The sequence below is a fragment of the Streptococcus sp. E17BB genome (genome assembly GCF_041807725.1).
GTDB classification, from domain to species: Bacteria; Bacillota; Bacilli; order Lactobacillales; family Streptococcaceae; genus Streptococcus; species Streptococcus entericus.
Map to the genome: position 1 here is coordinate 19612 of NZ_JBGTZC010000005.1, position 26197 is coordinate 45808.

The window sequence follows — 26197 nt, forward strand, 5'->3', positions numbered from 1 at the left end:
AAAAAGCTTGACAAACGAGAAAAAAAGGCATAGAATAATAAAAAATAAATCAAGGAGGAAAAAGGTATGTTAACTAACCGCACGATCACCGTCGCAGCAGCATTTTACTATGGCTACTTTAGATAGTGTTTGTGTTTATGCCAGGCATAGATGCAAACAGACCAAACAGTTGTTTGTATCTATGGGGTCATGGCTATTTGAGTTGTTTGTCCACATAGATGAAAAAATCTAAGTGGACAGGCCTACCTGTTTTGTATGTTTTATACAATCCTCGGTTAACCACTTAGAATTTTCTAAGTGGTTTTCTGTTGTGCTTAATGAATAGAAAGAGGAAAATGATGTTTTTTAAGTCCTTAAAAATGCTCGTCGTTATGAGTTTTGGAGCGGTTGTCTTAGCTGCTTGTGGGAAAATGACAGATGATAAAGTGAAGCTGGGGATTATCCAGTATGCTGAACATCCTGCCCTCGATGCGGCGCGTGAAGGCTTTTTAGAAGCCCTACAAGAAGCTGGTTACACAGAAGGAGATAACCTCAAGGTAACCTTGCAAAATGCTCAGGCTGATCAGAGTAATCTCCAAACGATGGTTGAGAAACTGGCTGGGCAAAATGATCTCCATCTTGCCATTGCCACGCCTGCTGCTCAAAGTCTGTTGACTGTCGATGATAGCACACCTGCTCTATTTACCGCAGTCACTGACCCTGTAGCAGCTGGTTTGGTCAAGAGCTTGGAGCAACCTGGCGGCAATATGACGGGGTCGACAGATGCTCTAGATGTGGCTAAACAAGTTGAACTACTCACCAAACTGTTTCCAACAGCCAAAAAAATCGGCATCTTTTATAATTCCAGTGAGGTGAACTCAGAATCGCAGGCTAAGGTGGCAAAAAAAGCCTTAGAACAACAAGGTTTAGAAGTTATTGAAAAAACCGTGACCAGCACCAATGATGTGCAACAGGTGATGAGTCAGCTGGCAACTCAAGTTGATGCCATCTACCTCCCAACAGATAATACAGTTGCTTCAACCATTGCTACGATAGGTGATGTCTTAAGAGAAGCAAAGGTTCCTGCTCTTGGTAGTGATGAAGCGGTGTTAGAAGGTGTTTTATTGACCTCAGGAGTTGATTTTAAAGCCGTTGGAAAACAAGCTGGAGAATTAGCGGTGCAGATTTTAAAAGGGGAAAAGCCTTCTGAATTAAGCGTTAAAAGCCCAGATGCTACTAGTATTGCAGTTAATGAAGATATGGCAAAATTACTTGGGCTTAACCCAGAAACAATTAAACAGATAGGAAAAGAAAAATAATGAAAGATTTAGTCAAGTATTTGAGCATTGGTTTGTTAGCAGTGACCCTGGCAGCTTGTCAGCAGACGGATAGTAGTTCCTCATCAGGAAAGACTGTTAAAGTCGGCATTCTCCAATATGTCGAGCATGAGTCTTTGACAGCAGCCCGTCAGGGATTTGAAACAGAATTAGAACAGCAGGGTTACACGATCGAGTGGGATTATCAAAATGCCCAAGGGGATCAATCACAACTTCAGACCGTATCTGAGCGACTGGTTGCAGATAGTGATTTGGTACTTGGTATCGCAACTCCTGCGGCTCAGTCTTTGGCTCTAGCAAGCACAGAGACGCCGATTTTGTTTACGGCTGTGACGGATCCTGCATCGGCAGACTTAGTTGAGAGTTTGGAAAAACCTGGCGGTCTTTTGACTGGTACGAGTGACCAAGCACCGATTGGTAAGCAAGTTGAGCTCATCAAACAAGCTCTGCCATCTGCTAAAAAAGTCGGTATCCTCTATACCACCAATGAATCCAATTCGGAAGTTCAGGTCAAACAAGCAGAAGCAGCCCTTAAAGCAGCAGGTTACACCGTCTATAAAAAAGGTATTTCAAGCACCAATGATGTTCAGGATGCAGCGAGTAGCTTAATGTCAACAGTTGATGTGGTTTTTGTGCCGACAGATAACACAATTGCATCAACCATGGCGCTGTTGGGGCAATTATCCATTGAGAAGAAGGTACCGATTGTTGGGGGTTCTATTGATATGGTGAAAGTCGGTGGACTTCTCACCTACGGAACGGATTACCAAAAACTAGGTGCTCAAACCGCTCGTCAAGCGGTTAAAATCCTATCTGGGGAACAACCTGCTCGTCTGTCAGTTGAGTTACCTGAGCATTTAGAACTCTATGTCAATCAGGATATGGCCGACAAGCTGGACCTTGACCTTTCAGCTCTTACGACTAACTAAATCTTAGAAAGAAGGCTTTTTGATGTCACTTATCTTATCAACAATTTCACAGGGATTACTCTGGGCGGTTATGGTTATTGGTGTTTATCTGACCTTTCGTATTTTGGACATCGCTGATTTAACCGCTGAAGGGACTTACCCACTTGGCGGCGCAATTTGTGCCATTGCGATTGTCAATGGTGTCGACCCTATTCTGGCCACCTTGCTCGCTGCTGTTGGCGGTGCATTAGCTGGTGTGGTAGCAGGTTTATTACATACCAAGATGAAGCTACCTAGCCTTTTAACTGGTATTGTCGTTCTGACTGGTCTGTATTCGGTTAATCTCAAGGTTCTAGGCAAGGCTAATCTAGCTCTTCTTCAGCAGGAAACGTTGGTCAGTCGCCTGCGAGAATTTGGTCTAGACAAGACAGGAGCAGTGATGGTGATTGGCTTGATGACCCTAAGCATTATCCTAGCTGGTCTTATTGGTTTGCTTCATACAGAACTTGGTTTAGCTTTACGGTCGACAGGGGACAATATTCCGATGAGTGCGGCGAATGGTATCAACACGGATAACATGAAAATTATTGCTTATGCCCTGTCAAATGGCTTGATTGCCTTATGTGGTGCGCTGTTGGCACAGAATAATGGCTATGCAGACATCAATTCAGGTGTTGGGACGATTGTTATCGGTCTAGCCTCTATTATCATCGCAGAAGTGTTAATTCGTCATTTAACCTTGGGTTGGCGTCTGGTTTCTATCGTTGTTGGTGCGGTGATTTATCGTCTGATTTTGCTGGCTATTCTCTCTTTGCCAGGTGTTGATGCAGATATGGTCAAGCTCTTTTCAGCGGGCTTACTAGCGGTGGTGCTGTATGTGCCAGAAGTCCAAGATAAGCTAAAACTGAGACAGCCTCGTGTAAGATAGGAGAATGAGATGACACAACTTGTAGAATTAAGAGCAATCCATAAAACCTTTGAAGCAGGAACAATCAATGAAAACCATGTCTTGAGAGGCCTTAATTTAACCGCAGAAGAGGGCGATTTTATCACCGTAATTGGAGGAAATGGGGCAGGCAAATCAACCTTAATGAACTGTCTGGCAGGCACATTACCCATTGATCAGGGGGATATCCTACTTGGTGGTAAAAGCATTAAGGATTTGCCTGTCGCTAAGCGGGCAAAAATGATTAGTCGGGTCTTTCAAGACCCTAAGATGGGTACAGCTTCTCGTCTAACCATTGAGGAGAATATGGCTATCGCCTACAAACGCGGTCAAGCTAGAGGGCTGACTAAGGGGGTTAAACAGAGCCAGCGCGAGCTATTTCGCCAAGAATTAGCAGAGCTAGGTCTAGGGTTAGAATATCGCCTCAAGGTCGACACGGCATTTCTATCAGGCGGTCAGAGGCAAGCGCTCACTCTGGTGATGGCTGCCTTGGTTAAACCACAGCTCCTTTTGCTGGATGAGCACACAGCTGCCCTTGATCCTAAGACCAGCGATATGGTGATGCAACTGACGGATAAGATTGTGACAGGCCACCGATTGACGACCCTGATGATTACCCATAACATGGAACACGCTATTCGCTATGGCAATCGCTTGATCATGCTTCATCAAGGGAACATTGTGGTGGATATTTCTGGTCAGGAAAAAGAAAAGCTGACAGTTTCAGATTTGCTGGAGCTTTTCCACAAAAATAGTGGTGAACGTCTGGCTAGCGATGAGCTCGTTTTAAGTTAAGCTGAAAAGTGTGAACAAACGTGTTGGATTATCTTTTGAGTAGCCGTCTGGTGGTTGGTCAAAGGTAGGTCATGCAAATCAAGCACAGCTTTAACCGCTAGTCTGTAAAGCTTTGATAGCTTATTCCAACGGAGTGACTGCGCGTGAGTCACTCGTCAGATAGGATTAGGAGAGGCTGGGGAGAATCCTGGCTTCTTTATTTTATTACCGTCAATTAACCAAGACGCAGTGGCTGAGTACCTCTGATGTGCTGAGTTCATTAACTTATTCAACTGTGTCGGTCTGGAATACACCTTATTGAATGAACGGTTGCTTTTCACTTTTTATTTTCGGCAATCAGAACTGATCAAATGAATCGAAAAAGACACTACATAGTGATAAAATAATACTCATCATATAACGAAGGAGTTTATGCATGAAACAGATCGAGTTAGGTATTTCAACATTTGGCGACACGTCTGAACTGGTTGGCACAGGAAAGCCCTTGGCTCATGACCAGTGCCTGCGTGATTTAGTTGAGGAGATTGAATTAGCTGATCAGGTTGGTCTTGATTTTTATGGCATTGGGGAGCATCATCGAGAAGATTTTGCGGTTTCTGCACCAGAGATTGTTCTTGCTGCTGGTGCGGTTAAGACCAAGCGCATTCGCTTGAGTTCTGCGGTGACCGTTTTGTCCTCTATTGATCCTATTCGCCTTTACCAGCAGTATGCTACCATTGATGCGTTGTCAAATGGCAGAGCAGAGATTATGGCTGGTCGAGGATCATTTACAGAAAGTTTTCCGCTATTTGGCTATGATTTGAAAGATTATGAAGAACTGTTCGACGAAAAATTGGAGATGCTTTTAGCGATTAAAGACTCTACCTATCTGAATTGGACAGGAAAGCATACCCAAACCGTTGATAACAAGCCAGTTTTACCTCGTGCTGTGCAAAAAGACTTTCCGATTTGGGTAGCGACTGGCGGTAATGCGGCTTCGACTGTCAAAATTGCAGAAAAAGGTTTACCGATTGCTTACGTGATTATCGGTGGCAATCCCAGAGCCTTCAAACAACTAACCAAAGCTTATCGAGAGATTGGTCAGCAAGCAGGGCATGATAGTGATCGGTTAAAAATTGCTGCCCATTCGTGGGGATGGTTGGCTGAAACAACAGAACAAGCTGTCGAAGATTATTTCCTACCGACTAAAATTGCTTCCGATAATATTGGGCGGACACGTCCTTACTGGCGACCACTGACTCGTGAGTATTATGACAGTGCAGTTGGACCAGATGGCGCCATGTTTGTCGGTGATGCCGATACCGTGGCTGAGAAGATGATTCGCCTGATTGAGGATTTGGACCTAGATCGCTTTATGCTACACTTGCCAATTGGTTCTATGCCATATGCTGAGACCTTAAAGGCAATCAGGATTTATGATGAACAGGTTGCACCAAAGGTACGTGCTTATTTTGCTGGGAAAGCGTAAATGAATCTACCAGTACAAATGAGTATGGAGGAACTAATAGTCACCCCTTATCATTTAACGACATCAGGATTTCAGCATCATTGACAGTCACTCGTTAAATTTTAGTTAATGCATAAAACACTTGTGACAACTGACGTGACGAGTGTTTTTTAGTTGCCACTCGTCATCACCTGATGCTTTTTTCTTTTATCTTTTAATGTGATATAATAGTCCTATGGAACAGAAAGAAAAAATTGCTCACACCCTGAGTGTGAGCCCAACACAAGTTGAAACAGTCCTTGTCTTGACGGCAGAAGGCAACACCATTCCTTTTATCGCTCGTTACCGCAAGGAAGCAACAGGTAACCTTGATGAAGTTGCCATCAAAGCTATTGTGGATTTAGACAAGAGTTTGACGGCATTGATGGAACGCCAAGCAACTGTACTAGGTAAAATAGCTGAGCAAGGAAAATTAACAGAAGAGCTAAAAGCTGCCATCGAGCAGGCGACAAAGTTATCAGAAGTCGAGGAACTTTATGCTCCTTATAAAGAAAAGCGCCGTACCAAGGCAACACAAGCCAGGGAAGCAGGTCTATTCCCCTTGGCGCGTCTCATCTTGCAGAATGTTGGTGATTTGAGTCAACAGGCGGCAACTTTTGTCAGCGAACAATACCCAACTGCTAAGGAAGCTATAGCAGGAGCTTGTGATATTTTAATTGAAGCTTTGGCTGATGATCACAGGGTTAGGTCATGGGTTTACAATGAGGTCTGGCGCTATGGGCAGTTAACCTCAGAGCTTAAAGATGAAAAAGCTGATGAGAAAAAAGTCTTTCAAATTTATTATGATTTTATAGAACCTATCAATAAATTGCATGGGTATCGGGTTCTAGCGCTCAATAGGGCTGACAAACTAGGAATCCTCAAACTCAGTTTTGTCCATAACGTGGACAAAATGATCCGTTTTTTAGCGGCTCGCTTCAAGGAAAAGAACCAGTACATCGACCAGATTATCCAATCAGCCCTCAAGAAAAAAATTCTACCTGCTATTGAACGACGCATCTGGTCAGAACTCCTCGAAATGGCAGAAGATGGGGCTATACAGCTCTTTTCAACCAATCTCCGTCAGTTGCTTTTAATTCCTCCTCTCAAAGGGAAAATGGTTTTGGGCTTTGACCCTGCTTTTCGGACAGGGGCAAAATTAGCAGTAGTGGACCAGACAGGTAAGCTCCTAGAGACTCAGGTGATTTATCCCGTTAAGCCTGCTAGCAAGGCTCAAATTACAGAAGCTAAAGCCGAGCTGAGGCAGCTTATTGAGGCGTTTGCGATAGAGATTATTGCGATTGGGAATGGCACAGCTAGTCGAGAAAGTGAAGCATTTGTGGCAGAAGTGCTGGCAGACTACCGTGATGTTTCCTATGTCATCGTCAACGAGAGCGGTGCCTCTGTTTACTCTGCTTCCGAACAAGCGCGAGCAGAGTTTCCAAACTTGACTGTGGAGAAGCGCTCGGCTATTTCCATCGCCAGACGTCTCCAAGACCCGCTGGCTGAGTTAGTTAAAATTGACCCTAAATCCATCGGTGTCGGCCAGTACCAGCATGATGTCAGCCAGAAGAAATTAGCAGAGCATCTGGATTTTGTGGTGGAGACGGTGGTGAACCAAGTTGGTGTTAATGTCAATACAGCAAGTAGTGCCTTGTTATCTCATGTTTCTGGTCTGAGCAATACGATTTCAGATAACATTGTTGCTTACCGTGAAGAAAACGGGCTCATCAGGAGCCGGACTGAGTTGAAAAAAGTGCCTCGTTTGGGTGCAAAAGCCTTTGAACAGGCCGCTGGCTTTTTGCGTATTCCAGAGAGTAATAACATTTTGGATAATACTGGCGTTCACCCAGAGAGCTACCCTGCTGTGAAAGCCTTGCTCGACAAGCAAGACATTTCTCAGCTGGATGAGCTTGCTCAAGTGAAACTCAAGCGTTTATCGATTGCAGAGACTGCGCATGAATTGGGTATCGGTGAAGCGACGCTAACGGACATTATTGCTGATCTGCTCAAGCCAGGTCGCGATTTGCGTGAGGAATTTGCAGCACCAATTCTCCGTCAAGATGTCCTAGAGCTCTCTGACTTGACTATTGGACATGAGCTTGAAGGCACGGTTCGAAATGTGGTCGACTTTGGTGCTTTTGTTGATATTGGTCTTCATGAGGATGGGCTCATCCATATTTCACAAATGAGCCATCAGTTTATCAAGCATCCGAGTGAGAAGGTTTCGGTGGGAGACATTGTGACGGTATGGGTTTCTAGGATTGACCAGGATCGTCAAAAGGTTAATCTGTCCTTGGTGCCACTCGATGAACTTAGATGATTATGTTCGGCAAGTGTCGCTAGAAGACTTTGGTCTTCCTTTTCGCCACAAGGCTGTGTGGAATAACCGATTGAGGAGCACAGGTGGTCGCTTCTTTCCAAATGATGGGCATTTGGACTTCAATCTCAAGGTTCTAGAAGAACATGGCGAAGCTGTTTTTCGGAAAATCGTCAGGCATGAGCTCTGCCATTATCACCTGTATCATTCTAAAAAGGGCTATCGGCATAGAGATAAAGATTTTAAGGACTTGCTGAAGCAGGTGGACGGGCTAAGATTTGTCCCATCAAGCAGGCAAGCAACTTATCATTACAGTTGCCGAGCTTGCGGGACGATTTACTCAAGGCAGCGGCGAATCAATCAAACCAAGTACCGTTGCGGCAAATGTTTAGGGCAGCTAGACTTGAATTTGTAAAATCAGTCTTATGACCGATGTTTTTTCGACAAACCTCGGTTATACTAGACTTATCATCATATGAGGAGGTCAGTCATGACAACAGAATTTTATAAACTTCGTCGGCAAAAAGCCGTTTCGGGAGTCCTAGCCGGTCTGTCTGATCGTTTTGGTTGGGATTTGTCCTTGGTACGTGTGCTGTTTATGTTAGCTATTTTCTTTACGAATATACCGGGAATTCTGATTTATTTCATCCTGGCATTTGTTCTTCCATATAAAGAAGATTTGCTTGAAGAGCAGTATGGCACAGGTCCTCGCAAAGTCAAACAAGCCAAGCCTGTCAAAGATGACAACGACGGCTGGTTTTGGTAAATTTTTAGCGAATGTTAATCTGGCTAATAACAGGATAGCCGATATCAAGAAACCACCGATTAGTTAAAATGACTAATCGGTGGTTTTGTTGTTTTGTCAGATTACGATGGCAGAGACGGATAAGTAAACAAGTGCTTAGATTGATTGCTTTTTCAGAATACCATCATCGCAAAAATCAACCCAGCTGTCGAGTTGTCAAAGCAAGCAAAGCCATGAATGAAGGATATTACTTTGACAACAATATCTCGCCTTACAGCATCTTCACTGTGAATATTTTATCCGACTATTAAACAAAAACCCTCGCTTGGAAATCCAAAAGCGAGGGGTGAACTTGCTGTGGTGCCTGAAATTTTATTCACTTTACAAATTCTTCATTGTAGGGAATAAGAGCACATCACGGATAGTTATCGTGTCCGTCAAGAGCATGCAGAGGCGGTCGATGCCGATACCGAGTCCACCTGTTGGTGGCATACCGTACTCCAGTGCTTCAACATAGTCATAGTCAATGCCTGTTGCCTCATCATCACCTAGGTCCTTAGCTGCTGCCTGTGCTTTGAAGCGCTCCAACTGGTCAATCGGGTCATTGAGCTCGGTAAAGGCGTTGCCGTACTCCTTGGTCATGATAAAGAGCTCAAAGCGGTCAGTGAAACGAGGATCCTCGTCATTTTTCTTGGCCAATGGTGATACAGCGACGGGGTGACCGTAAACAAAGGTTGGCTGGATTAGGGTATCTTCCACAAATTCCTCAAAGAAGGCGTTGATGATATGCCCAACCTCAGTGTAGTGTTTTTCAACTGGGACATGTTTTTCCTTAGCAATAGCTGTTGCCTCTTCCAAAGTCATGTCTTGCCAGAAGTCCACGCCTGTTTGCTCCTTGATGGCATCCACCATGTGTACTCGTTTGAAGGGTTCGTGAAGCTTGATTTCCGTCCCCTGATAGATGACAGGCGCATCACCTTTGACACTCTTCGCCACATGTTGGATAATGCCCTCGGTCAAGTCCATGATATCTTGATAGTCGGCATAAGCTTGGTAAACCTCAATCATAGTAAACTCAGGGTTATGCGTAGCGTCCATACCTTCGTTACGGAAAATCCGCCCGATTTCATAGACCTTCTCCATGCCACCAACAATAAGGCGTTTTAAGTGTAATTCAAGTGCGATACGTAAAACCATATCAATATTTTGAGCATTATGGTGGGTGATAAATGGCCGAGCAGCTGCCCCACCTGCCTCATTGTGGAGGACAGGGGTCTCCACTTCTAGGAAGCCCAGACCGTCTAAATAGCGACGGATTTCAGAAATGACTTTTGAGCGGGTGATGAAGCGGTCAAAGCTCTCACGATTAGAAATCAAGTCCAGATGGCGCTTACGGTAGATGGTTTCGATGTCTGTTAAGCCGTGGAATTTCTCAGGCAGAGGACGCAGGGCTTTAGACAGGTGGGTTAGTTTGGTCGCATGGAGCGACAGCTCACCAACGTTGGTCTTGAAGACAGTTCCCTCAATGCCAAGGAAGTCGCCCAAGTCAGCTTTTTTGAAAATCTCATAGGCCTCTTCGCCGACATCGTCCTTACGGACATAAATCTGAATTTGCCCCTCGCGGTCTTGGAGATGGGCAAAGCCAGCCTTACCTTTACCACGCTTGGTCATGAGACGGCCAGAAATTACCGCTGTTGCACCGAGTTCCTCTAATTCTTCCTTGCTCTTCTCGTCAAACTCAGCCTTCAACTCTGCGGAATTAGCCGTGCGTTCAAAGCGTTTCCCAAATGGATCAATTCCTGCCTCAATCAAGGCCTGCAATTTCTCACGACGAACCAACTGCTGGTCGTTTAATTCTTCCAAATGTGACATAGTGTCCTCCAAAAATTGTCTTTACCTTTAATTTTAACACAAATTTAGCCGGATAGCACGATTTTTGATGAAAAATAGTAGAGCTGATGCAACTCGATATCTCCTGAGCAATATGTTGTGTCATGTGTAAGCAGAAGTCTTGACAAATGATGTCAGATGGTCTATACTTGTAGTAAGCATTCGTTGATTTAGCTCTTCCCTGTTATGAGTTAAGTTAATGAAGCACCGCCAGTCACGCTGTCTGCTGAGTTATTCCGGACGGTGTGACTATTTTTGTATTGTGAAGGAGACATGATGACCTATCGTAATCATATTGTGCTTTATCAGCCCCAGATTCCACAAAATACAGGCAACATCGCCAGAACCTGTGCTGCAACTAATTCTCCCCTGCACATCATCAAGCCCATGGGGTTTCCTATTGATGATAAAAAGATGAAGCGAGCTGGTCTAGATTATTGGGATAAGCTAGAGGTGCATTATTACGATAGTTTAGAAGAGTTTCTAGATACTTGTCAAGGCAGCCTGTACTTAATTAGTAAATTTGCTCAAAAAACCTATGACCAAGCTGATTTTGCCTTATCAGGTGATCACTACCTTATGTTTGGAAGAGAAGATACGGGTCTGCCAGAGGCGTTTATGCGACAATATGAGGACAAGGCTCTTCGCATTCCGATGAATGATGATCATGTTCGAAGCCTCAATGTGTCTAATACTGTGTGCCTGCTAGTCTATGAGGCACTTAGACAACAACAGTTTGCTGGACTGGACTTGGTTCATACTTACGAGCAGGATAAGCTAAAATAGAAAAGTATTTAACCAAAGCTTAGGTGTGAAAGCAGGTATATAGGGATTTAAGTGTTTAAAATTTGGTATAGACCATTTACAAATCTAAAAAAGAGGAGTATAATAGAAATATCAAGTACATGGAGGCGATGTCAATGACTTACTACATAAAAGCAGATTCCTTCTTTTACCCTTACGAAGAGTGTCGTGGAGGCTATCTCGCAGTAACAGACGGCGTGTTTGGAGACTGGACAGCTCAAGTACCTGCTGACGCTGAAATTTTAGATTATACAGGCTATAGCATTGCACCTGGTCTGGTGGATACCCACATCCATGGCTTTGGTGGTGCAGATGTGATGGACAACAGTGTCGAAGCCATCGAGACGATTTCAGCAGGTTTGCCATCAACTGGGGTGACTAGCTATTTGCCAACAACTTTAACGTCAACCTTTGAGATTCTCAATGAGGTTTGTGAAAAGGTTGCTCAAGCCAAACATGCTAAAGGAGCTAAGATTCAAGGGCTTTATTTTGAAGGACCTTACTTTACCGAGGAGTTCAAGGGGGCTCAGAACCCAGCTTACATGGGTGACCCATCTATCGAACAGTTTGAAACGTGGCAGGCTTCTGCCCAAGGGTTGATTTCTAAAATTGCCATTGCACCTGAACGCAATGGTGTTTCAGAATTTGTCCGTCATGTGACGGATCAGGGTGTCGTTGTTGCTCTAGGGCATTCTAATGCCACTTTTTCTCAAGCTCAGGATGCGGTCTACGCTGGTGCTAGTGTCTGGGTCCATGCCTATAATGGGATGCGCGGTCTCAACCACCGTGAGCCAGGTATGGTTGGTGCAGTTTACGATATTCCAAACACCTATGCGGAGTTGATTTGTGATGGGCACCACGTCAATCCAAAGGCTTGCGAAATTCTTATTAAACAAAAAAGCCATGACCATGTGGCGCTAATCACAGACTGTATGAGAGCTGGCGGTATGCCAGAGGGTGATTACATGCTAGGTGATTTCCCTGTTATCGTGGAAAATGGCACAGCACGACTCAAGGATAACACAGCTAGTTTAGCAGGTTCTATCCTCAAACTTTACCAAGGGCTCAAAAATGTGGCTGATTGGGGTATTGCCAGCCGTGTCGAAGCAGTCCGTATGGCCAGTCTCATCCCAGCCATTTCCTGCAAGATTGATGACAAATGTGGTCAGATTAAGAGCGGTCGCGATGCTGACTTCATTGTTTTGACCAAGGATCTTGATCTGGTTGCCACTTATATTGATGGTCAAAAAGTTTATCAAGTATAATTTGGTAACCTGTTTATCAGGCTGAATGTGTCTTAAGCCATTTGGAGAAGTTAAGAAATCTTTTGATTGAAGGAAAACTTAACTTCAGATGCATGGTGTAACTGTTCTGTCATTGAAAGAGTGTATGTAAGAAGGCAGAAAACAATCGTTACTGGACAAGATTGAGATTTTTTGGTAGACTAATTACCAGAAAGAGAACCATCATAGGGTTTCTGAAGCGAGCTTGGGGGGGTGAGAGCCAAGTGAAACAGGTGTTGGGTCGGCACTTTCTGTTCACAATTTGATAACCAATCAAGTCATAAATTAGGGTGGAACCGCGTCTCGAACGCCCCTATGCGTTAAGCTAGGAGTGTATGGGATGGGGTTCTTTGCTTTAGAAAGGAAAGCGATGGATTATCTCTATCTTGTTGATAGCAAGGAACAGTTGACGGCTTATCAAGCCTTTGTGGCTAAGTACGATAAGACCATAGTCGACTACCTTCAGTTTCTATCCGAGACCTATGCGGTCAGAGATCTGCCGCAAGCAGTTCTTTGGGCGACTGCTCATGCGGCTAGCCATATTATCAGAGAGTGCCCTATCCCAGCCTATACCAATGCTGTTCGTCTCGTACTGACGCCAGAACGGCAGGTTTGGCGGGATTTATATCTGAAACAGTTAGACTGCTATGAGCCGTCGGAACTTCTTGACCAATTGCGTCAGTATTATGTGCAAGTGTCAGATAATTATGTTTTACAGGTTTTGGGTCATGAATTTGCCCATTGGTCAGACCGTTTCGCAGAAGATAAGGACTTTTATCGCTACATCTGGTTTGAAGAGGGCATGGTCGAGTATATCAGTCGCCGCTATTTTCTCACACCAGAAGAATTTGCAGCTGAGAAATGGGCAAATCAGCAGTTGGTCAATCTCTTTGAGCAACATTATGGTTGGCACTCGCTGAATGACTTTGGTCAGGCAACTTATGAAGGAGATTACGCGAGCATTTTTTATGAGTATTGGCGCAGTTTTCTTCTGGTTGATCAGCTGATTGACCAGTTAGGGTCTGTTGAGGCCGTTTTTGCTTATTGTCATGAGTGGTTGGAGACTGAGCCTGTTCAGACATTTTTGGATTGGTTGATAAAAAAAGGTGTTTTGCCACAAGAGCCTTAACGGTTGATTACCTAAAGCGGAGAAACCTTGCGTACAAGACGAATTGTTCACAGGGGCATTTCAATCGCCTATCCTACGGAACGTCTCGTGAGCCCTTTCCTAGCCCCTCTACTAGCTCTCATCACTAAACATTATCGGTTGAGTGATTAGAGTATCGCAAGTCCTAAACATTATTTTTAAGGAGAATATTATGTCTAAAAAATTGACTTTCCAGGAGATCATCCTGATCTTACAACAATTTTGGAATGAGCAAGGGTGCATGCTTATGCAGGCCTACGATACAGAAAAAGGGGCGGGAACCATGTCGCCTTACACTTTCTTGCGTGCCATCGGTCCTGAGCCGTGGAATGCGGCTTATGTAGAGCCGTCTCGCCGTCCAGCAGATGGTCGTTATGGGGAAAACCCAAACCGTCTTTACCAGCACCACCAGTTTCAGGTGGTTATGAAACCATCGCCGAGCAATATCCAAGAGCTTTATTTGCAATCCTTAGAAAAATTAGGGATCAATCCTTTGGAGCATGACATTCGCTTTGTTGAGGATAACTGGGAAAATCCTTCAACGGGTTCTGCGGGTCTGGGCTGGGAAGTCTGGCTTGATGGCATGGAAATCACTCAATTTACCTACTTCCAGCAGGTGGGGGGGCTTGAGACAGGTCCTGTCACTGCTGAAGTCACTTACGGCTTGGAGCGCTTGGCGTCCTATATCCAAGAAGTCGAGTCGGTCTATGACATCGAGTGGGCACGTGGGGTCAAGTACGGCGAAATCTTCACCCAACCAGAGTACGAGCATTCTAAATACAGCTTTGAAGTCAGTGACCAAGACTTGTTGCTCAGCAATTTTGACAAATTTGAAGCCGAAGCGAAACGCTGCTTAGATGAGCATCTAGTGCACCCAGCCTTTGACTATGTGCTCAAGTGCTCTCACACCTTCAACCTTTTAGACGCGCGTGGGGCAGTATCGGTGACGGAGCGGGCAGGCTACATCGCTCGTATCCGAAACTTGGCGCGTGTGGTCGCCAAAACCTTTGTCGCAGAACGCAAACGCTTGGGCTATCCGCTTTTAGATGAGGCAACTCGTGCCAAACTCTTGGCGGAAGAAGAGTAATGCGAGCTTTAGCGAGCATCCTGGGATAGATTCGCCGTGGTGACAGGACAGAGAGTGGGACAGAAATCGGTGATTCGTCAGAATTCGATTTCGTCGTCCCATCTCCGCACAGTTGAGTGGGGCTGTAAAAGCTGATGGAATCAGCGTATTAGAGCCCACTCAACCACTGCGTCTTGCTTATTTGATGATAATAAAGTGGAGAGACCGAGACTTTGTACCACACTCTGTCTGAGTGGATTTTGGAGAGTTTAGGCTCCAAAATTAGCCACGAAACCAAAGGTTTACTGGCGTCCCCCACCACTTAAGAATCTATCAAAAAAGACATTTCAAAAAGAATTTTTGAGGTAAAACATGACAAAAACTGTATTGATTGAACTGGGCTTGGAGGAAATCCCTGCCTACATCGTGACGCCTGCCATGAACCAGTTGAAAGACAAGGTGTCTGCCTTTTTGGCGGACAATCGGTTGAGTTTTGAAGGGATTGAGGCCTTCTCAACTCCACGCCGTCTGGCCGTGCGTGTGTCTGGTTTGGCCGAGCGTCAAACCGACCTAAGCGAAGACTTCAAGGGTCCGGCTAAGAAAATCGCCTTGGACGCTGATGGCAACTTTACCAAGGCTGCTGAAGGCTTTGTCCGCGGCAAGGGCTTGACCACAGCTGACATTCGCTTTGAGGACATTAAGGGTGAAGAGTATGTTTACGTGACCAAAAATGAAGCGGGTCAACCTGCGGAAACGGTCTTGGCAGGTATTCCAGAGGTGCTTAAAAGCCTGACCTTTCCTGTTAGCATGGCTTGGGGCTCAAACACTTTCAAATACATCCGACCTGTCCACACCTTGATGGTCTTGGTGGATGATGTGGCCTTGGACATGGATTTTCTTGACATCACATCTGGTCGCACCAGTCGTGGGCACCGCTTTTTGGGGAAAGAGACCGAGATTGCAACTGCTGACAGCTACGAAGCTGACCTGCGGGAGCAGTTTGTCATCGCAGACCCAGCGGAACGTCAAGACATGATTGTCAGTCAAATCAGAGCCATCGAGGCAGCACAAGGGGTGGTTGTGGATATTGATGAGGAGCTCTTGAGCGAGGTGCTCAACCTAGTCGAGTACCCGACTGCCTTTATGGGGAGCTTTGACGCCAAGTATCTGGACGTGCCAGAAGAAGTTCTGGTGACCTCTATGAAGAATCACCAGCGCTATTTTGTCGTGCGGGATAAGACGGGCAAGCTCCTTCCGAATTTTATCTCTGTCCGCAACGGCAACGACCAACACCTCGAAAATGTCATCAAAGGCAACGAAAAAGTCCTCGTAGCACGCTTGGAAGACGGTGAATTTTTCTGGAAAGAGGACCAGAAATTGGTGATTGCGGACTTGGTGGCGAAGCTCGCTAATGTCACCTTCCATGAAAAAATTGGCAGTCTTTCCGAGCACATGGCGCGGACGGCGACCATAGCTAGCCATTTGGCGGCAATGGCAGAGCTATCTGACGAAGAGCGGTCAGACCTTGACCGTGCTGCCAGCATCTACAAGTTCGACCTCTTGACCGGCATGGTTGGTGAATTTGACGAGCTCCAAGGCATCATGGGGGAGAAATATGCCCTCTTGGCTAGCGAGACCGCTGGTGTGGCAGCAGCTATCCGTGAGCATTACCTGCCAAATTCTGCCGAAGGGGAGCTTCCTGAGACAAAAGTCGGTGCGGTCTTGGCACTTTCTGACAAGCTGGACACGTTACTGTCATTCTTCTCAGTGGGCTTGATCCCGTCTGGGTCAAACGATCCATATGCCCTGCGTCGGGCAACTGCTGGTATCGTGCGGATTTTGGACAAGTTTGGCTGGACCGTTCCTTTGGACAAGTTGGTGACAGAGCTGTATGCCCTCAATTTTGATAGCCTGACCTATGCCAACCAAGCGGATGTCATGAGCTTTATCGCTGCCCGTATCGAGAAGATGATGGACAGTAGAATTCCTAAAGACATCCGAGAAGCAGTTCTCTCTAGCTCTACCTTTGTGGTCAAGGAGCTTCTGGCTGCCAGCTCGGCTATTTTCCAAGCTTCTAAGACGGACGGCTACAAATCAGCCGTGGAAAGTCTGGCTCGGGTCTTTAACTTGGCGGAAAAGGCAGAAGCAGGTGTGACCCTGTCAGCTGATCTCTTTGAAAACGAGGCGGAAAAAACCTTGGCAGCGGCTGTCGAGGGCTTGAGTTTGAGTGAGGACATGGCTGCCAACCTAGCTAAGCTCTTTGCTCTTAGCCCAGTCATTGACGCTTTCTTTGACAACACCATGGTCATGGCGGACGACATGGCGGTTCGCAACAATCGCTTGGTCCTACTCAAGACCTTGGCAGAGAAAGCAGGTCAAGTGGCGGTGTTTAATCAGCTCAATACCAAGTAAGGACATCACTCATGATTGAGATTTTTGGTGTTGAATTCACCATCTCGGAGTTTCTGTTTTGGTTGGTTGTGATTATCGGTATGTTTATCTTTTTTGTAGTTGCACAACAGGCAGAAGATGAGCAGAAATACAAGGTCAGTCGTTTTATTGACCGCCTTAATCAGAAGAAGTAAGAGAAAGTTAGAAAGGATTAGAACACGAGCTACAGACGGTGGTAAAATGATTGTTGAGAAAATTATCCCTCAACGTTCCCTTGCCCCATTGATGTTAGGGATCGGGCTAAAACAGTCTCCCAGATTGTTTTATTCCCTTTGTCTGTGACGCTCTTTGTATCATGATATGGAACAAGCAAAAATTGATCGAATCAATGAATTGGCTCGAAAGAAAAAAGCCGAAGGCTTGACGGAAAGCGAGCTGGCTGAGCAGGCAGCCCTGCGTGAGGAGTACATCGAAGGCTACCGACGCAGTGTGCGTGCCCATGTGGAGGGGATTAAGATTGTCGATGAGGCTGGCAATGATATCACCCCAGAGCGCTTGCGTCAAGTGCAGCGTGAGAAGGGCTTGCATGGCAGAAGTCTTGACGATCCAAATTCATAAGCATAAAAACCGTGGGTAAGTTTACCCACGGTTGATTTTATTCTTTTTCCCCAACGCTAATGCGATTAAGAGCTCGTTGCAAGGCGACTTTAGCGCGTTCGACCTCATCAGTCTGATGGCGTAACTCGGCTTCAGCGAGGGCACGTTCTGCACGAAGTTTGGCTCGTTCGGCACGACTGACATCAATATCACGGTCACGCTCAGCTGAATCAGCAACAATGGTAATCAGATTATTCTTGATCTCGATAATCCCACCGTTAACGGCGACCCAATCCACATGGCTATCATCATCAATTCGCCGAATCTTAACCTCATGTACCTCTAGTGGCGCAATTGTATTCGCGTGATTTGGTAAAATCCCCATCTCACCTGACCGCGTACGGACAGTGATAAAATTGGCATGATGATCATATTTGAGCCCGTCTGGTGTGACAATCTGAACGGTCATTGGTTCTTTTTCCATAAACGGTCTCCCTAGTAGCCCATTTTAGCCGCTTTTTTGACCACATCTTCGATTGGGCCAACGTTTCTAAAGGCATCTTCTGGTAGATGGTCGTATTCTCCATCAAGAATAGCCTTGAAGCCTCTGACGGTCTCTGCTACTGGAACGTAAGAACCAGGCTGACCAGTGAATTGCTCGGCGACGTGGAAGTTTTGTGACAAGAAGAATTGAATCCGACGCGCACGCCCAACCAAAATTTTCTCATCTTCTGATAACTCGTCCATACCAAGGATAGCAATAATATCCTGTAACTCACGGTAGCGTTGGAGCACACGTTGCACCTCAGTGGCAACCGCATAATGCTCTTCTCCAACAATTTCAGGAGAGAGGGCACGTGAGCTGGAAGCTAACGGGTCAACCGCTGGGTAAATCCCCATCTGTGTCAGACGACGTTCCAAGTTGGTGGTTGAGTCCAAGTGCGCAAAAGCAGTTGCTGGCGCTGGGTCAGTGTAGTCATCCGCAGGGACGTAGATGGCCTGAATGGATGTTACAGAGCCTTTCTTGGTAGAAGTAATCCGTTCTTGCAGTTGCCCCATCTCGGTCGCAAGGGTTGGTTGGTAACCCACCGCAGACGGCATCCGTCCTAGGAGGGCAGAAACTTCTGACCCTGCCTGTGTAAAGCGGAAGATGTTATCAATGAAAAGCAACACATCTTGACCTTCCACATCACGGAAGTATTCAGCAATGGTCAGACCTGTCAGGGCAACCCGCATCCGAGCACCTGGTGGCTCGTTCATCTGACCAAAGACCATGGCAGTTTTCTCAATAACACCAGACTCTTTCATCTCCCAATAAAGGTCATTTCCCTCACGGGTACGTTCACCAACACCTGTAAAGACAGAGATACCTCCGTGTTCTTGGGCAATGTTGTTAATTAGTTCCTGAATTAGGACGGTCTTACCAACACCAGCACCACCAAAGAGACCTACCTTACCACCTTTCAGGTAGGGGGCTAAAAGGTCGATGACCTTGATGCCTGTCTCCAAAATCTCTGAAGAGGTCGCCAGCTCATCAAAGGCTGGGGCTTTTTTATGAATGGGCTCGCGCTTGGCGTTTTCTCCAAAGGGGGCTTCCAAATCAATGGTATCTCCCAAAACGTTAAAGACGCGACCGAGTGTCTCCGGACCAACGGGTACGCTGATAGGGCGACCAGTGTCTAGCACCTCGAGCCCTCGCTTTAGACCGTCTGTCGATTCCATAGCGATGGTGCGCACCACACCATCTCCAAGCTCCAGAGCAACCTCCAGAACGATTTTCTGCTTTTTATCGCCATCTTTATAAACCACAAGAGCGTGGTTTATTTCAGGTAGCTTATCGCCTGCGGCGAACACCACGTCCACTACTGGACCAACTACCTGAGCAATTTTACCTGAACTCATATTTTTTCCTCAATTTTACTAAGTCTTCTCGTCTGTCACAAAGCTGTTACTGATTTTCTTTGGAAAATAGCAGAGCTGACCACCAACTGATTATCTGCTCTGCCATTTCTCAACAGCTACTTATTCCAGAGCGTTAGCTCCTGCGACGATTTCAGTGATTTCCTGAGTGATATTGGCCTGTCTGGCACGGTTGTACTGGATAGTCAAGTCCGTGATAATCTGCTTGGCATTGTCAGTTGCAGTCTGCATGGCCGTCATGCCTGCCGCATGCTCAGCAGTTTTGGCATCAACAATGGCGCCATAAATCATGCTCTCTGTGTACTGGGGCAAGAGTTGATCCAAAATCGCCTCACGATTTGGCTCAAGGTCAAAACTGTTGAGCCGTTCACTGTCGGCCTCGTTGGCATCCAAGTCCGTGATGGGCAACATCTGCTGTACCCGAACTTGACTGGTCAAGCTGTTGACATGGTGGTTGTAGCAGACGTAGAGCTCATCAAAGAGCCCATTGACATACATATCGACCGAACGCGAGATGATCCGTCCAACCTCTTCAAAACTAGGTTGGTCAGCCAAACCACGCAATTCAAAAGCAACCGGCATGTTCCTAGACTTGAAAAAATCAGCACCGACACTGCCGATAGCAATAAGGCTGTAGTCCTGACCATCTGGATGGTAATCCCGAATCAAGTCCATCATGGCCTTGAGGATTTTGGCATTGTAGCCACCGACTAGACCACGGTCTGAGGTAATCACAATGTAGCCAGACTTTTTAATCTCACGAGAAGCCAGCATGGGGTTGTCGGACCCAGTCACCAACTCGGTTTGCAACAAGTCTGTTGTAATTTGGCGAATTTTGCTGGCGTAGAGTTGGAAATCACGGGCAGCAGCCTCTGCTTTGACCAGCTTAGCAGAAGAGACCATTTTCATCGCTGAGGTAATCTTACTGGTCTTTTCCGTTGACTGGATTTTCGCCTTAATGTCACTAAGCGATGCGGTCATGCTATCCTCCTACTAGGCTTGATAAATGGACTGTGCTTTAAAGGCTGAGATGGCATCATCCAGCACTGCCTCATCTGGCAAGTCCTTACTGGTTTTAATATTATTCAAAATATGGTCAAAATGGGTATCAAAATAAGCGTACAAGTCCTCTTCAAAGGCTGAAATATGATTTACTGGCACATCATCCAAGAAACCATGAGTGAGTGCATAGAGGATAAGGACTTGCTTCTCCATAGGGAGTGGCTTATGCAGAGGCTGTTTGAGCACTTCAACTGTTCGACGACCGCGGTTGAGCTTAGCCTGAGTCGCTGCATCAAGGTCACTACCAAACTGAGTAAAAGCCTCAAGTTCACGATAGGAAGCCAAATCCAAACGCAGGGTACCGGCTACTTTTTTCATGGCCTTGGTTTGAGCAGAGCCACCGACCCGAGATACGGACGACCCCGCATCAATGGCTGGTCGGATACCAGAGTTGAAGAGGTTTTCTTGTAAGAAAATCTGACCGTCTGTGATTGAAATGACGTTAGTGGCGATATAGGCCGAGATGTCGCCTGCCTGAGTTTCGATAAATGGCAGAGCAGTGATAGAGCCACCGCCTAGTTCATCAGATAGTTTGGCTGAGCGCTCCAAAAGACGACTATGCAAATAGAAGACATCCCCTGGATAAGCTTCACGTCCTGGCGGACGACGAAGTAAGAGCGACAGCTCACGATAGGCTACGGCCTGTTTTGACAAATCATCGTAGACGATGAGGACATGCTTGCCTTGATACATGAGCTCTTCAGCCATGGCAACTCCAGCGTAAGGCGCAATGTAAAGGAGTGGTGATGGCTGTGACGCTGAAGCGGTCACGACAATTGTGTAGTCCAGTGCGCCGTATTTCCGAAGAGTTTCGACTTGAGTCCGAACGGTTGACTCTTTTTGTCCGATGGCAACGTAGATGCAGACCATATCCTGCCCTTTTTGGTTGAGGATAGCGTCAATCGCCACGGATGTTTTACCTGTTTGACGGTCACCGATAATCAGCTCCCGTTGCCCACGACCGATTGGCACCAAGGCGTCAATCGCCTTAATCCCTGTCTGAAGGGGCTCAGAAACAGATTTGCGCTCCATAACACCAGGCGCAGGCACTTCGACAGGACGAGTACCTGTTGTTGCAATCTCGCCTAGACCATCAACCGGTTGCCCCAAGGGATTTACTACCCGACCAATTAAAGCCTCACCGACAGGTACTTCCATAATTTTACCTGTTCGTTTAACCATGTCGCCCTCACGAATACCTGAAAAAGGCCCCAAAATAATGATGCCGACATCGTTGCTCTCTAAATTTTGTGCCATGCCATAGACACCGTTCTCAAATTCCAACAGTTCCCCACTCATGGCTTCGTTCAGCCCGTGGGCACGGGCAACCCCGTCCCCCACATAGGTCACAACCCCAGTCTCGGTAATGTTAAACCGTGGCTGGAATTGCTGTATCTGTTGACGAATTAATTGGCTGATTTCTTGTGTGTTAATAGACAAGGTCATACCACCTTTTCTTCTTAGATTAGTTCTTTCGCTTGTTGAACCCGTCGCACATTAGCGTCTAGTTTCTTCTCTCAATTCTTGTAATTGGTGGCGGATACTGGTGTCAATTACCTGGTGATTGGCTTCTAGGATAAAGCCACCAATAATAGCAGGATCAACCTTTTCCACCAAACGCCCCCGAATCACACCCAGACGGCGTTTTGCCAGGGATATAAAACGCTCTTTTTCTTGGTCCGTCAAGCTCACTGCAGCAGTGACATAAACCTCAACCTCTTCTTGCTCATAACCCAAGAGTTCATAAACTCGAGTTAAAATCGGATAGAGATAGGCCTCCTGAGAAGCTGATAAGATTTGTTCAAAGAGGCTGTTTAGAATATCCAGACTAGACTCCCCAAGCGTTCGTGCTAACTGCAACTTGTCCTCATGACTGAGTGACAGATCAGAAAAGTAAGCCTGCAACTGGTGCTCTTCAAAAATTTGTAATAAGAGACTGACTTGCTGGTTGAGCTGACCGACCTCTTGACGAGATCTAGCCAAACGGAGGAGATTTTTGGCGTGCCGATCCACCAAGGCTTCCACTTGATTTGCCATTAGCCTTCTCCTAATTCATCTAAATAGCGGTTGATCAGGTCATGCTGGGCGCTGTCGTCCAACTCCTGTCCGAGAATTTTTTTAGCCACGTCAAGCGACAATTGACTAATTTCCTGACGGGACTCGCTGACGGCTTTTTGGCGCTCAGCCGCAATATCTAAACGCGCTTTTTCCTTAACTTGCTGGGCATCAATCTTGGCATCACGCAAGATACGGTCTGCCTGAGACTGGCTTAGGGTTTTGGCTTCCGAAACGATACGACTGGCTTCGATTCGAGCGTCACGTAGCGCTTCCTCGCGCTCTTTAACCAAGTTTTCAGATTGGTCGCGCAAGCTTTTTGCCTTATCCAAATCGCCAGAAATCTTAGCAGCACGATTATCCAAGGTACTGGTCAATTGCTTCCAAGCGAAGGTTCTAATCAGGAAAAATAGCAGAGCGACCGAGCCAGTCACGATGATAAAGTTACCCCAGAGCAAGCTCATCGGGTTAGTTGATAACAAAAACATAGATACTCCTAACTATTGAGCTTTTTACCCAAGTAAATGGATACCAAGAGGGTAAAGACATAGGCTTGGATAAAGGAAATAAAGACTGAGAAAGCTGTCCACAGCATGTTGAGCAGAATAGCGACTGGCCAGAGAGCCAAGTGGGCATCACCCAACATCAAAATCAAATCCATGACCACCTCACCAGCAAAGATGTTACCGTAGAGACGCAAAGCCAATGAAGCGACATTGGTTACCTCTTCAAGGATATTCATCGGTGTCATAGCTGGTGGCGTCACAAATTCTTTCAGATAAGCCTTAAGACCGCGTTGCCGAATAGCCTCCACGTGGATAATAATGGTCATCAACACTGCCAAACCAAGGTCATAATAGATGTTGGCCGTTGGCGAGGTGACAAAGTTAGTCCCGTGAGAGGTCTGCACCTTGGTCAAGAGACCGATATTGTTGGCCAGAGCTAAAAAGGTAAAGACCGTAAACAGCAGGAGGCTATACTGCCGACTGTAAACAGGTCCTAGGTTTTTCTCAGCGATATTAAAAACAAACTCGTAGCAGTATTCCAGCAGATTTTGTTTTCCTGTCGGACGCAGTTGCATCTGACGACTTGACCATAAGACCCAGCCAAAAATGGCGACAACAATCACCAAAGACATGGTTAACAAGACCAGATCAAAACTGACTGGCCCCAGGGTCAGGGTCGGGGAGTCATGTGTTCCCATCTCATTCACCTCATTTTTTAATTGTTAACTGGCTTACTTGAGGAAGAAGGCCATAGCCAAAGTGACAAAGAATGTTCCTTCAATGAAGGCGACACCCAACATCATAATCCCACGCAATTGGTCAATAATCTCTGGCTGACGAGACGCCGCCTTCATCAAGGAACCAACGAGGAAGCCCTCACCAAGGCTTACGCCCAAACAGCCCAAACCGAGTGCCAAAATACCAAGATTCATGATAGAATTCTCCTTAAACATTTTTTACTTATCTAGTCTAGTCCTATTTTCAAGGTTTGTCAATGAAAAACACAAGCTTTTTCAGGTTTTTTTAACCATTACTGACCTTTAGGAAAAGTATTTTCAAACTGTCTTCCTATTAAATTGAACCACATTTTAACTTGTATGCTAACGTTTAGGAGACAGGGAGGTCATGCAGGCAGGGTTTTCTTGGTGAAAAGCTTTAAAATCGTGTTATAATAGTGTCATGAACCAACTGATTAAACACAAGCTCGAGCTCCTGCCAGATAGTCCAGGCTGTTACCTCCACAAGGACAAGCAGGGGCAGATTATCTATGTCGGCAAGGCTAAAAATTTGAAAAACCGTGTCCGCTCTTATTTCCGTGGTAGCCATGACACCAAGACCGAGCTCTTGGTGTCAGAGATTGCGGATTTTGAGTTTATCGTGACAGGGTCAAATACAGAGGCCTTGCTCCTAGAAATCAACCTGATCCAAGAAAATAAGCCCAAGTTCAACATCAAGCTCAAGGACGATAAGTCCTATCCTTTCATCAAAATCACCAACGAAACCTATCCGCGTTTGCTCATCACCCGTCAGGTCAAGCGAGATGGGGGGATTTATTTTGGTCCCTATCCAGATTCTTATGCGGCGCATGAGATAAAAAAACTCTTAGATCGGATTTTTCCGTTTAGGAAGTGCACCAACGCACCTGAAAAGGTCTGTTTTTACTACCATATCGGGCAATGCCATGCCCATACGATTTGTGGGGTGACGCGCAGCTATTTTACCCAGATGGCAGAGGATGTCAAGGGCTTTCTCAATGGTCGAGACGATAAGATTTTGGAGGACTTGCGGCGAAAGATGGCAGACGCTGCCAGTTCGCTTGAGTTTGAGCGGGCGGCAGAGTACAGGGACTTGCTATCCAGCATTGCGCTATTGCGCACCAAGCAACGGGTCATGAGTTCCGACATGCAAGACCGTGACATTTTTGGCTATGCGGTGGACAAGGGCTGGATGAGCGTGCAGGTCTTTTTTGTCCGTCAGGGCAAGCTCATTGAGCGAGATAGCCAGCTTTTTCCCTACTACAATGACCCAGACGAGGATTTTCTGACCTATATGGGGCAGTTTTATCAGGACAAGCGGCACTTTCTGCCCAAGGAAATCTTTATCCCGCAGGGGATTGACGAGGAGCTGGTGCGTGCCATCGTCCCGACCAAAATCATCACCCCTCAAAAAGGGGAAAAAAAGCAGCTGGTGAACCTCGCTGTTAAAAATGCGGCTGTCAGCCTGCAGCAACAATTTGACCTAGCGGAAAAAGACTTGCTCAAGACCCAAGGGGCGATTGAAAACTTGGGCAAGCTCCTTGGGATTGCCACGCCCTATCGCATCGAGGCTTTTGACAACTCCAATATCATGGGGACCTCACCTGTGTCTGCCATGGTCGTTTTTGAAAATGGCAGAGCTAAAAAGTCCGATTACCGCAAATACAAGATTAAGACCGTTGCTGGACCTGATGACTATGCTTCCATGCGAGAGGTCATCGAGCGGCGGTACAGCCGTGCGGTGCGAGAGGGAACGGTATTGCCAGACCTCATCATCATCGACGGTGGACAAGGACAGGTCAATGTAGCTAAGGCTAGCTTGGATAAGCTAGGTTTGTCCATTCCCATCGCAGGCCTGCAAAAAAATGACCGCCACCAGACCCATGAATTGCTTTTTGGTCAGCCCTTAGAGGTGGTGGATTTGCTCCGCAATTCACAGGAATTTTTCCTCCTCCACCGTATCCAAGACGAAGTGCACCGCTTTGCCATCACCTTCCACCGCCAAGTCCGCAGCAAAAACAGCTTCTCTTCACAACTCGATGGCATCGAAGGACTGGGCCCCAAACGCAAGCAGCTTCTCCTCAAGCACTTCAAAAGTATGACCGCCATCAAAGAAGCCACTGTCGAAGACATCCGCCAGCTGGGCATTCCAGAGCAAGTGGCGGAGAGGGTTAAGGAAACATTAAATCAAGTTAAGTAAGAAAG

Annotated in this window: 25 protein-coding genes; 16 read left to right on the forward strand and 9 right to left on the reverse strand. The window is 46.3% G+C overall.

What is annotated here, in order from left to right:
- Positions 1-338: 338 nt before the first annotated feature.
- The 8 genes from ACERC7_RS01975 to ACERC7_RS02010 all read left to right on the forward strand — a co-directional run bounded on the left by ACERC7_RS01975 (position 339) and on the right by ACERC7_RS02010 (position 8537).
- Entirely contained in the window at positions 339-1298 is a 960-nt protein-coding gene (locus ACERC7_RS01975; protein ID WP_373666008.1) for an ABC transporter substrate-binding protein, read from the forward strand.
- Entirely contained in the window at positions 1298-2245 is a 948-nt protein-coding gene (locus ACERC7_RS01980; RefSeq protein ID WP_373665979.1) for an ABC transporter substrate binding protein, read from the forward strand. Before ACERC7_RS01975 ends, ACERC7_RS01980 begins: the two co-directional genes overlap by 1 nt.
- 22 nt (positions 2246-2267) lie before the next feature.
- A complete protein-coding gene (locus ACERC7_RS01985; protein WP_018367538.1) occupies positions 2268-3152 on the forward strand; it encodes an ABC transporter permease in 885 nt (294 codons plus the stop codon).
- Between the two features lie 9 nt (positions 3153-3161).
- The gene (locus tag ACERC7_RS01990) at positions 3162-3965 is read left to right on the forward strand and encodes an ABC transporter ATP-binding protein (protein WP_373659919.1); all 804 of its coding nucleotides are present in this window, start codon (positions 3162-3164) and stop codon (positions 3963-3965) included.
- A 415-nt stretch (positions 3966-4380) separates the two neighbouring features.
- Complete coding sequence (locus tag ACERC7_RS01995; RefSeq protein ID WP_373665980.1) at positions 4381-5433, forward strand: LLM class flavin-dependent oxidoreductase; 1053 nt, start codon at positions 4381-4383, stop codon at positions 5431-5433.
- Positions 5434-5647: 214 nt separating this feature from the next.
- Positions 5648-7774, forward strand: a complete 2127-nt coding sequence (locus tag ACERC7_RS02000; protein ID WP_373665981.1) for a Tex family protein — start codon at positions 5648-5650, stop codon at positions 7772-7774.
- Entirely contained in the window at positions 7761-8186 is a 426-nt protein-coding gene (locus tag ACERC7_RS02005) for a SprT family protein (RefSeq protein WP_373665982.1), read from the forward strand. The genes ACERC7_RS02000 and ACERC7_RS02005 overlap by 14 nt, the downstream gene beginning before the upstream one ends.
- A 75-nt stretch (positions 8187-8261) precedes the next feature.
- Positions 8262-8537 (forward strand): PspC domain-containing protein, encoded by a 276-nt coding sequence (locus ACERC7_RS02010; protein WP_373659929.1) that lies wholly within the window; start codon positions 8262-8264, stop codon positions 8535-8537.
- A 360-nt stretch (positions 8538-8897) separates the two neighbouring features.
- Here ACERC7_RS02010 and lysS read toward each other — a convergent pair whose 3' ends face one another.
- Positions 8898-10388: a lysine--tRNA ligase gene (lysS, locus tag ACERC7_RS02015; protein WP_373665983.1), complete on the reverse strand. Its 1491-nt coding sequence runs from the start codon at positions 10386-10388 to the stop codon at positions 8898-8900.
- Between the two features lie 294 nt (positions 10389-10682).
- Here lysS and trmL point away from each other — a divergent pair, with 294 nt between their 5' ends.
- From trmL to ACERC7_RS02050, 7 genes are all read left to right on the forward strand, one after another.
- Positions 10683-11192, forward strand: coding sequence for a tRNA (uridine(34)/cytosine(34)/5-carboxymethylaminomethyluridine(34)-2'-O)-methyltransferase TrmL (gene trmL / locus ACERC7_RS02020; protein WP_373658035.1), 510 nt, complete (start codon positions 10683-10685; stop codon positions 11190-11192).
- A 134-nt stretch (positions 11193-11326) separates the two neighbouring features.
- Positions 11327-12475 (forward strand): N-acetylglucosamine-6-phosphate deacetylase, encoded by a 1149-nt coding sequence (gene nagA / locus ACERC7_RS02025; RefSeq protein WP_373658036.1) that lies wholly within the window; start codon positions 11327-11329, stop codon positions 12473-12475.
- Between the two features lie 388 nt (positions 12476-12863).
- Complete coding sequence (locus tag ACERC7_RS02030) at positions 12864-13622, forward strand: elongation factor Tu (RefSeq protein WP_373666009.1); 759 nt, start codon at positions 12864-12866, stop codon at positions 13620-13622.
- Between the two features lie 190 nt (positions 13623-13812).
- On the forward strand, positions 13813-14727 hold the full coding sequence (glyQ, locus tag ACERC7_RS02035) for a glycine--tRNA ligase subunit alpha (RefSeq protein ID WP_373658037.1): 915 nt from the start codon (positions 13813-13815) through the stop codon (positions 14725-14727).
- Positions 14728-15078: 351 nt separating this feature from the next.
- A complete protein-coding gene (glyS, locus tag ACERC7_RS02040) occupies positions 15079-17118 on the forward strand; it encodes a glycine--tRNA ligase subunit beta (protein WP_373665984.1) in 2040 nt (679 codons plus the stop codon).
- Between the two features lie 11 nt (positions 17119-17129).
- The gene (locus ACERC7_RS02045; RefSeq protein ID WP_373665985.1) at positions 17130-17291 is read left to right on the forward strand and encodes a hypothetical protein; all 162 of its coding nucleotides are present in this window, start codon (positions 17130-17132) and stop codon (positions 17289-17291) included.
- Positions 17292-17457: 166 nt separating this feature from the next.
- The gene (locus ACERC7_RS02050; protein ID WP_373658039.1) at positions 17458-17715 is read left to right on the forward strand and encodes a DUF896 family protein; all 258 of its coding nucleotides are present in this window, start codon (positions 17458-17460) and stop codon (positions 17713-17715) included.
- 37 nt (positions 17716-17752) lie between these two features.
- On the opposite strand, the gene ACERC7_RS02055 is transcribed toward ACERC7_RS02050, so the two are convergent.
- From ACERC7_RS02055 to ACERC7_RS02090, 8 genes are all read right to left on the reverse strand, one after another.
- Positions 17753-18178: a F0F1 ATP synthase subunit epsilon gene (locus tag ACERC7_RS02055; protein ID WP_373665986.1), complete on the reverse strand. Its 426-nt coding sequence runs from the start codon at positions 18176-18178 to the stop codon at positions 17753-17755.
- 11 nt (positions 18179-18189) lie between these two features.
- Positions 18190-19596 (reverse strand): F0F1 ATP synthase subunit beta, encoded by a 1407-nt coding sequence (gene atpD, locus ACERC7_RS02060; protein WP_373665987.1) that lies wholly within the window; start codon positions 19594-19596, stop codon positions 18190-18192.
- A 120-nt stretch (positions 19597-19716) separates the two neighbouring features.
- Positions 19717-20595, reverse strand: a complete 879-nt coding sequence (locus ACERC7_RS02065; protein WP_373665988.1) for a F0F1 ATP synthase subunit gamma — start codon at positions 20593-20595, stop codon at positions 19717-19719.
- A 12-nt stretch (positions 20596-20607) separates the two neighbouring features.
- Positions 20608-22116, reverse strand: coding sequence for a F0F1 ATP synthase subunit alpha (atpA, locus tag ACERC7_RS02070; protein WP_026216536.1), 1509 nt, complete (start codon positions 22114-22116; stop codon positions 20608-20610).
- Positions 22117-22173: 57 nt separating this feature from the next.
- Entirely contained in the window at positions 22174-22713 is a 540-nt protein-coding gene (locus tag ACERC7_RS02075; RefSeq protein ID WP_373658045.1) for a F0F1 ATP synthase subunit delta, read from the reverse strand.
- Complete coding sequence (atpF, locus tag ACERC7_RS02080) at positions 22713-23219, reverse strand: F0F1 ATP synthase subunit B (RefSeq protein ID WP_018367520.1); 507 nt, start codon at positions 23217-23219, stop codon at positions 22713-22715. Before atpF ends, ACERC7_RS02075 begins: the two co-directional genes overlap by 1 nt.
- 8 nt (positions 23220-23227) lie before the next feature.
- Positions 23228-23935: a F0F1 ATP synthase subunit A gene (gene atpB, locus ACERC7_RS02085; RefSeq protein ID WP_373658046.1), complete on the reverse strand. Its 708-nt coding sequence runs from the start codon at positions 23933-23935 to the stop codon at positions 23228-23230.
- 33 nt (positions 23936-23968) lie between these two features.
- Positions 23969-24169 carry a F0F1 ATP synthase subunit C gene (locus ACERC7_RS02090; RefSeq protein WP_018367518.1) on the reverse strand — a complete coding sequence of 67 codons (201 nt, stop codon included), beginning with the start codon at positions 24167-24169 and terminating at the stop codon, positions 23969-23971.
- Positions 24170-24416: 247 nt separating this feature from the next.
- On the opposite strand from ACERC7_RS02090, the gene uvrC reads away from it, so the two are divergent.
- A complete protein-coding gene (uvrC, locus tag ACERC7_RS02095; RefSeq protein WP_373665989.1) occupies positions 24417-26192 on the forward strand; it encodes an excinuclease ABC subunit UvrC in 1776 nt (591 codons plus the stop codon).
- Positions 26193-26197: the final 5 nt, after the last annotated feature.

What these genes read in the sequence shown, in the direction of transcription:
- ACERC7_RS01975 (WP_373666008.1), top strand. Translation starts at nt 339, where the DNA reads ATGTTTTTTAAGTCCTTAAAAATGCTCGTCGTTATGAGTTTTGGAGCG.
- ACERC7_RS01980 (WP_373665979.1), top strand. Translation starts at nt 1,298, where the DNA reads ATGAAAGATTTAGTCAAGTATTTGAGCATTGGTTTGTTAGCAGTGACC.
- ACERC7_RS01985 (WP_018367538.1), top strand. Translation starts at nt 2,268, where the DNA reads ATGTCACTTATCTTATCAACAATTTCACAGGGATTACTCTGGGCGGTT.
- ACERC7_RS01990 (WP_373659919.1), top strand. Translation starts at nt 3,162, where the DNA reads ATGACACAACTTGTAGAATTAAGAGCAATCCATAAAACCTTTGAAGCA.
- ACERC7_RS01995 (WP_373665980.1), top strand. Translation starts at nt 4,381, where the DNA reads ATGAAACAGATCGAGTTAGGTATTTCAACATTTGGCGACACGTCTGAA.
- ACERC7_RS02000 (WP_373665981.1), top strand. Translation starts at nt 5,648, where the DNA reads ATGGAACAGAAAGAAAAAATTGCTCACACCCTGAGTGTGAGCCCAACA.
- ACERC7_RS02005 (WP_373665982.1), top strand. Translation starts at nt 7,761, where the DNA reads ATGAACTTAGATGATTATGTTCGGCAAGTGTCGCTAGAAGACTTTGGT.
- ACERC7_RS02010 (WP_373659929.1), top strand. Translation starts at nt 8,262, where the DNA reads ATGACAACAGAATTTTATAAACTTCGTCGGCAAAAAGCCGTTTCGGGA.
- lysS (WP_373665983.1), bottom strand. Translation starts at nt 10,388, where the DNA reads ATGTCACATTTGGAAGAATTAAACGACCAGCAGTTGGTTCGTCGTGAG.
- trmL (WP_373658035.1), top strand. Translation starts at nt 10,683, where the DNA reads ATGACCTATCGTAATCATATTGTGCTTTATCAGCCCCAGATTCCACAA.
- nagA (WP_373658036.1), top strand. Translation starts at nt 11,327, where the DNA reads ATGACTTACTACATAAAAGCAGATTCCTTCTTTTACCCTTACGAAGAG.
- ACERC7_RS02030 (WP_373666009.1), top strand. Translation starts at nt 12,864, where the DNA reads ATGGATTATCTCTATCTTGTTGATAGCAAGGAACAGTTGACGGCTTAT.
- glyQ (WP_373658037.1), top strand. Translation starts at nt 13,813, where the DNA reads ATGTCTAAAAAATTGACTTTCCAGGAGATCATCCTGATCTTACAACAA.
- glyS (WP_373665984.1), top strand. Translation starts at nt 15,079, where the DNA reads ATGACAAAAACTGTATTGATTGAACTGGGCTTGGAGGAAATCCCTGCC.
- ACERC7_RS02045 (WP_373665985.1), top strand. Translation starts at nt 17,130, where the DNA reads ATGATTGAGATTTTTGGTGTTGAATTCACCATCTCGGAGTTTCTGTTT.
- ACERC7_RS02050 (WP_373658039.1), top strand. Translation starts at nt 17,458, where the DNA reads ATGGAACAAGCAAAAATTGATCGAATCAATGAATTGGCTCGAAAGAAA.
- ACERC7_RS02055 (WP_373665986.1), bottom strand. Translation starts at nt 18,178, where the DNA reads ATGGAAAAAGAACCAATGACCGTTCAGATTGTCACACCAGACGGGCTC.
- atpD (WP_373665987.1), bottom strand. Translation starts at nt 19,596, where the DNA reads ATGAGTTCAGGTAAAATTGCTCAGGTAGTTGGTCCAGTAGTGGACGTG.
- ACERC7_RS02065 (WP_373665988.1), bottom strand. Translation starts at nt 20,595, where the DNA reads ATGACCGCATCGCTTAGTGACATTAAGGCGAAAATCCAGTCAACGGAA.
- ACERC7_RS02075 (WP_373658045.1), bottom strand. Translation starts at nt 22,713, where the DNA reads ATGGCAAATCAAGTGGAAGCCTTGGTGGATCGGCACGCCAAAAATCTC.
- atpF (WP_018367520.1), bottom strand. Translation starts at nt 23,219, where the DNA reads ATGTTTTTGTTATCAACTAACCCGATGAGCTTGCTCTGGGGTAACTTT.
- atpB (WP_373658046.1), bottom strand. Translation starts at nt 23,935, where the DNA reads ATGGGAACACATGACTCCCCGACCCTGACCCTGGGGCCAGTCAGTTTT.
- ACERC7_RS02090 (WP_018367518.1), bottom strand. Translation starts at nt 24,169, where the DNA reads ATGAATCTTGGTATTTTGGCACTCGGTTTGGGCTGTTTGGGCGTAAGC.
- uvrC (WP_373665989.1), top strand. Translation starts at nt 24,417, where the DNA reads ATGAACCAACTGATTAAACACAAGCTCGAGCTCCTGCCAGATAGTCCA.